The 4,466-nt window shown below is 70.7% G+C and carries 2 protein-coding genes; one reads left to right on the top strand and one right to left on the bottom strand.

All coding sequences use genetic code 11. The features are described from left to right. The first annotated feature begins 755 nt into the window (after nt 1–755). Complete coding sequence (locus AB0I76_RS23155; protein WP_357039065.1) at nt 756–3,656, top strand: glycoside hydrolase family 48 protein; 2,901 nt, start codon at nt 756–758, stop codon at nt 3,654–3,656. 281 nt (nt 3,657–3,937) lie between these two features. Here AB0I76_RS23155 and AB0I76_RS23150 read toward each other — a convergent pair. Continuing rightward, nucleotides 3,938–4,466: DUF3159 domain-containing protein (locus AB0I76_RS23150; RefSeq protein ID WP_357039063.1), on the bottom strand; the 529-nt coding region annotated here is incomplete at its 5' end.

Here is a 4,466-nt window from a genome sequence, read left to right as displayed (position 1 = left end):
GCCGGTGGTGCGACGCGAAGGCGGGGCGGAGGAGGCCGCGGGCGGCGCCGTGCGGCGGGGTCACGCCGCCGAGCTGACCGGTGCGGCGTGAAGCGCCGTCGGGTCGGCCACTTCTTCCGCCGGGGACGGGGGTTTAGGGTGGGGACGGGGGAGGGCAACCCCCGTCCCCACCGTTGCAGCACACGTACGTGCGGAATGGGTATCCCTGTCGTACGTGTCGCGCGGGAGCCGGGCCACGCGAGTGGCTTGAGGATCCACCTCCCTCCACAGTGGTGGGATGATGGCTGGCGGCGGCGTCCGGGCTGGCCCGCCGTCAGCCCTCGGGCCTTCTCCCCGAGGTCGCCGCACGTCGGCCGCGCCACGGGTGATCTTCTTTGTGGAACCTTGTCGATGGAAGCGCTCCCATCGACGATGCTGCGACTGTAACGCCCGTCACGGCTTTGTGAAAGCCCCTAAACGAGATCGAAACATCGACCTGCTCCGACGTCGACGGATCCTTGTGGGAGCGCTTCCACCCGTGGCACACTGACGACCGATCGCGATGCGGAGCCAGCTCGCGTGAGCGTGGGTCGCCGAGGGCAGCCGGCATCGCCGGCATGGCACCCGACGAGGGGCGCGGCACGGCCGCGACCCTCACGACGACCCCGGCCACGGCCGGGGACGACCACCATCCCGGGTGCCGTGAACCCCCGATGCACCGTCCGGCGCCCTGCCGGGGCGCCCGCCCCGGCCCGGTCCGAGGAGACACCGCGCACATGAGAAACCTGGCTAGACGTCGCCGCCTGGCGATGGTCGCCGCCACCGCGCTGGCCATCGGTGGGGTCACCCTGCCGGCCGGCGTCGCGCAGGCCGCCCCGGCCTGCGACGTGGTCTACGCGACCAGCGACTGGAACAACGGCTTCACCGCGAACGTCACCATCAAGAACCTCGGCGACCCGGTCAACGGCTGGACGCTCCGCTTCGCCTTCCCGGCCGACCAGAGGGTCACCCAGGGCTGGTCGGCGAAGTGGAGCCAGACCGGCAACCAGGTCACCGCCACCAACGAGTCGTGGAACGGCAGCCTGGCCACCGGCGCCTCGACCAGCATCGGCTTCAACGGCTCGCACAGCGGGACCAACCCGAAGCCGACCTCCTTCTCGGTCAACGGCGTCACCTGCGGCGCCGCGCCGCAGCAGCCGCCGACGGTCGGGCTGAGCGTGCCCGCCGGCCCGTTCGAGGCCCCCGCCGACGTGCCGCTGACCGCGACCGCGAGCGACCCGGACGGCACCATCAGCAAGGTCGAGTTCTACCGCAACGGCCTGCTGGTCAACACCGACACCACCGCGCCGTACGGCTACACCCTGGAGGACCTGCCGGCCGGCAGCTACACCGTCCAGGCCAGGGCGTACGACAACGCGAACCTCTCCGCGATCGCCGAGAAGTCGTTCACCGTGTCGCCGGCCAGCGGTCCGGTGCTGGTCGCCACCCCGTCGGCGGTGAGCGTCAACGAGGGGGGCAGCTCCACGGTCAACCTCAAGCTCAGCGGCCTGCCGCCGGCGAACGTGCCGGTGACCCTCGCCCGCACCGGCGACACGGACGTGACCGTCTCGCCGGCCTCGGTGACGCTGACCCCGACCAACTGGAACACCGGGGTGAACGTGACCGTCGCGGCGGCGGAGGACTCCGACACCACCGGTGGCACCGCCACGATCACGGCCTCGGCGACCGGGTACGCCCCCCTCGCCATCACCGCCACGGAGATCGACAACGACACCCCCGGCGGGAACAACGCCTGGACCACCCGGTTCCTGGAGCAGTACGGCAAGATCAAGAACTCGGGCTACTTCAGCCCGGAGGGCGTGCCGTACCACTCGGTCGAGACGCTGATCGTCGAGGCGCCCGACCACGGCCACGAGACCACCAGCGAGGCGTTCAGCTTCTGGCTGTGGCTGGAGGCCAACTACGGGCGGGTCACCCAGAACTGGGCCCCGTTCAACAACGCCTGGACCGTCATGGAAAAATATATAATTCCGAATCATTCAGACCAGCCGACCGCTGGCGCACCGGGGACGCCGCAGTACGCGGCCGAGCACGACCTGCCCAGCCAGTACCCGTCGGCGCTGGAGCCGTCGGTGCCGGTCGGCCAGGACCCGCTGCGCGCCGAACTCCAGGCCGCCTACGGCACCGGTGACATCTACGGCATGCACTGGCTGCTCGACGTGGACAACACCTACGGCTTCGGCCGCTGCGGCGACGGCACCACCCGGCCCGCGTACATCAACACGTTCCAGCGGGGCACCCAGGAGTCGGTCTGGGAGACCGTCCCCCAGCCGTCCTGCGACACCTACGCCCACGGCGGCCGGTACGGCTACCTCGACCTGTTCGTCAAGGAGTCCAACGCCCCGGCGAAGCAGTGGAAGTACACCAACGCCCCGGACGCCGACGCCCGCGCCGTGCAGGCCGCGTACTGGGCCCTGACCTGGGCCAAGCAGCAGGGCAAGGCGGCCGACGTCGCGGCCACCGTGGCCAAGGCCGCCAAGATGGGCGACTACCTGCGCTACGCGATGTTCGACAAGTACTTCAAGAAGATCGGCAACTGCGTCGGGGCCAGCAGCTGCCCGGCCGGTTCCGGTAAGGACTCCGCGCACTACCTCATGTCCTGGTACTACGCCTGGGGTGGCGCGTACGAGACCCAGCAAAACTGGTCGTGGCGGATCGGCTCCAGCCACAACCACTTCGGCTACCAGAACCCGTTCGCGGCCTGGGCGCTCACCAACACCCCCGAGCTGAAGCCGAAGTCCCCGACCGCGGTCACCGACTGGACCAAGAGCTTCGAGCGTCAGCTGGAGTTCTACACCTGGCTCCAGTCCGCCGAGGGCGGCATCGCCGGCGGCGCGACCAACAGCTGGGGCGGCAACTACGGCCAGCCGCCGGCCGGCACGTCGACCTTCTACGGCATGTTCTACGACGTCGACCCGGTCTACAACGACCCGCCGTCGAACCAGTGGTTCGGCATGCAGGCCTGGTCGATGCAGCGCATCGCCGAGCTGTACCTGGAGACCGGCAACGCCAAGGCCAAGGCCCTGCTGGACAAGTGGGTGCCGTGGGCGATCGCCAACACCACCCTCGGTGCCGACTGGTCGATCCCGTCGGACATGAAGTGGACCGGCCAGCCGAACACCTGGAACCCGACCAGCCCGCAGCCGAACACGAACCTGCACGTCGAGGTCACCGTGAAGGGCCAGGACGTCGGCGTCGCCGCCGCCTACGCCCGGACCCTGATCGCGTACGCGGCCAAGTCGGGCAACGTGGCGGCGAAGAACACCGCCAAGGGGCTGCTGGACGCGCTGCACGCCGCCAGCGACGCCAAGGGCGTCTCGCGGCCGGAGAAGCGCGGTGACTACCGCCGCTTCGACGACGTCTACGACGCCGCCACCGGCCAGGGTCTCTACGTCCCGTCCGGCTGGACCGGCACCATGCCCAACGGCGACGCGATCGCCGCGGGCAAGAGCTTCCTCGACATCCGCTCCTTCTACAAGAACGACCCCGACTGGCCGAAGGTCGAGGCGTACCTGAAGGGCGGACCGGAGCCGGTCTTCAACTACCACCGCTTCTGGGCACAGGCCGACGTCGCCATGGCGTACGCCGACTACGGTCACCTGTTCCCGAACGGCTGAACCACCCCCGTCGGGTGGGCGGCACGCCCGCCGCCCACCCGACACCGACCGGGTCTGGGGGAGCAGATGCCCGGTCGGTGGACGGCCTGACACCCACGGTCAGGCCGGGGTGGGCCGGCCGGTCCGGCCGACGCAGCGAACCGGTCGGCCCACCCCACCAACCGAATGTGCGGCCAGCGCGAAAAAGCCCGAAAAAGTGGCCGCCACGGGATCACGCGACGGTTCGGGACGGAGTAACGTACGTCACCGGAGAGGCCGCTCCCCCCGTGGCGGCCTCTCCCTTACTTTTCGGTCGGTCCGATCCCGGAGCCGGCTCTCGCCGGGCCGGGGCCGGCATCACCGTCGAGGGTCACCGGGTGACGCAGCCCCGGATGACCGGCCGGCAGTGACCGGCGCACCACCACCCAGCTCACCGCCAGCGCGGCGGCCACCAGCGGCCAGGTCAAGGCCACCCGACCGACGGTCAGCGCGACCACGTGGCCGCCGAGCCAGAGCGGCAGGAACACCGCCACCCGCAGCAGGTACGTCGCCGCCCAGACCCAGCTGCCCCGGGAGTACGCCCGCAGCAGCGCCGGATCGCGCCGCCACCGGGTCCGCTGCCGCAGCGCGACACCGACCAGCACCCCGAGCAGGGGCCAACGGACGACGATGCTCACCATCCAGGCCAGCGCACTGGCCGCGTTCGCCACGAGCTGGACGAGGAAGAAGTCCTCGGCGCGACCGGTCCGCAGCGCGACCAGCGCGGCCACGCAGACGGCGAGCAGGCCCACCAGCACCGACCGGGGCCGGTCGCCACGGCGCAGCCGCCAC

It is taken from the genome of Micromonospora sp. NPDC049799, from assembly GCF_040656655.1.
GTDB lineage: Bacteria > Actinomycetota > Actinomycetes > Mycobacteriales > Micromonosporaceae > Micromonospora.
The sequence above is the reverse complement of the archived record's forward strand: the minus strand, read 5'-3'. Positions and strand labels throughout refer to the sequence as shown.

Bases quoted from the DNA above. Each gene is read 5' to 3' on its own strand.
- AB0I76_RS23155 (WP_357039065.1), top strand. From the start codon at position 756: ATGAGAAACCTGGCTAGACGTCGCCGCCTGGCGATGGTCGCCGCCACC.